This window comes from Streptomyces anatolicus, assembly GCF_019400875.1.
Lineage (GTDB): Bacteria > Actinomycetota > Actinomycetes > Streptomycetales > Streptomycetaceae > Streptomyces > Streptomyces anatolicus.
Window position 1 is genome coordinate 1 of sequence record NZ_WMBF01000768.1, and the last position, 1887, is coordinate 1887.

A 1887-nucleotide genomic window follows, 5' to 3' on the forward strand; every position below is an offset into this window, starting at 1 on the left:
GGGGGCAGGAGAGCGCCGGGACACTGAAGGGGCCGGGCGGCGGGAGGATGGCATGCCCGTGCGGCTGCTCGCCTCCGTGGCCGCGAAGCTGCCGGTCCACCAGGCCGTCCAGGGGCGGGAGTTCACCGTCGACCGCCGCTTCGGGGACCGGCTGCTCGTCGAGGCGGGGTCCGTCCTCGACCGCTCCGAACGCGGCGCCTACCGCCGGCACCGGCTGCGCACCGCCCACTACCCGAACCACCGCGAGCGGCCGCTGAGGGACGCCGTCCTGTACTTCGACGGCGACTCGCCCCGCGCCGTCCACGAGGAGCTGGTGCGGCGCGGCGCCGACGTCGAGCACCTGTGGGTCACGCACGACCAGCAGACCCGCGTCCCGGCCGGGGCGAAGGGCGTGGAGGAGCACAGCGCCGCCTGGTACGAGGCGCTGGCCCGCTGCCGCCGCATCGTCACGGCGGGCCATCTGCCGGACTTCTTCGAGCGCCGCGAGGGCCAGACCGTCGTACAGACCTGGAACGGCGCCCCGCTCAAGCGCATCGGCACCGACCTCACCGGCACCCTCTACGCCGACCACGGCCACCTCGACGCCCTGCCCAGGCTCTCCCGCCAGTGGGACGTGCTCGTCTCGCCCAACCGCTTCTCCACCCCGCACCTGGGCCGCGCCCTCGCCTACGACGGTGAGGTCCTGGAAGCGGGCTCGCCCCGCAACGACGTGCTCTTCGGCGACGACCGCCGCAGGACCGCCGAGCGCGTCCGCCGCGAACTCGGCCTCACCCCGGACAAGCGGATCGTGCTCTACGCGCCGACGTACCGGGACCATCTCGCGTACTCCCCCGGCCGGTTCCGCTACGAGCCCGCGCTCGACTTCCGCGCCGCCGAGTCGGTGCTCGGCGACGACCACGTCCTGCTGGTGCGCAAGCACCCGCTGACCTCGGGCAGGCTGCCGGGCGCCCGCGCCCCCTTCGTACGCGATGTGTCGGCCCATCCCCGCGCCGCCGAACTCCTGCTGATCGCCGACGTGCTGGTGACGGACTACTCCTCGCTGATGTTCGACTTCGCGCACACCGGGCGTCCGATGCTCTTCCACGCGTACGACCTGGAGCACTACCGCGACACCGTGCGCGGCTTCTACCTCGACTTCGAGACGAGCGCCCCGGGCCCGCTGCTCGCCTCCACCGGCGAGGTCGTCGAGGCGCTGCGCGACCTGGAGGCGATCGCGGCCCGGCACACGGACGCGTACACGGCGTTCCGCGAGGCCTACTGCGACCTGGACGACGGCAGGGCGGCGGCCCGCGTCGTGGAGAGGCTGATGCGGTGACCGGCACGCTCCTCGCCCGCGGCACCGCCCACGGCGCGACGGCGCTGCGCGGCGGCAACCGGTGGCGTCCCTCCCCCTATCTGGTCTTCGGCGGGCTGTTCTGGCTCGTGATGTCGCTGGCGTTCTGGCGGGTGCCGATGTGCTGCGACTTCGGGCAGCACGCGGCGGTGGTCGAGCGCCTCAAGGACAACCTGCTCCACCCCGCGCACCCGATGGCGGACCTGCCGGGCGAGGGCAGCGCCTACTACTCGCCGTACGCGGTCGTCCAGGGCCTGTTCGCCAAGGTGACGGGGCTCGCGGGCTGGCAGGTCGTGAAGCTGGCGGGCCCGCTCAACCTCCTGGTCCTGCTCACCGGCATCGGCCGCTTCGTGCGCGGCCTCACCGCGCGGCCGTGGGCGCCGGTGCTCGCGCTCTGCGCGATGGTGCTGCTGTGGGGCACGCGCATGGCGTGGTGGAGCGGCTATCTGGGCCTGATGTCGATGACGGGGAACCTCGGCTACCCCTCGACGTTCGCGATCGGGCTCGCGTTCTGGGCGTGGGCGTGGGCGGGTTCGCTGGCGCGGGGCCCCCGC

General features: G+C 73.7%; 1 protein-coding gene and 1 pseudogene. Both read left to right on the forward strand.

The features are described from left to right. Nucleotides 1-1315: CDP-glycerol glycerophosphotransferase family protein (locus tag GKQ77_RS32285; RefSeq protein ID WP_219692692.1), on the forward strand; the 1315-nt coding region annotated here is incomplete at its 5' end. Beyond that, nucleotides 1312-1887 (forward strand): annotated as a pseudogene (locus GKQ77_RS32290) (hypothetical protein); the annotation flags it as partial. The gene GKQ77_RS32285 and the pseudogene GKQ77_RS32290, both read left to right, overlap by 4 nt.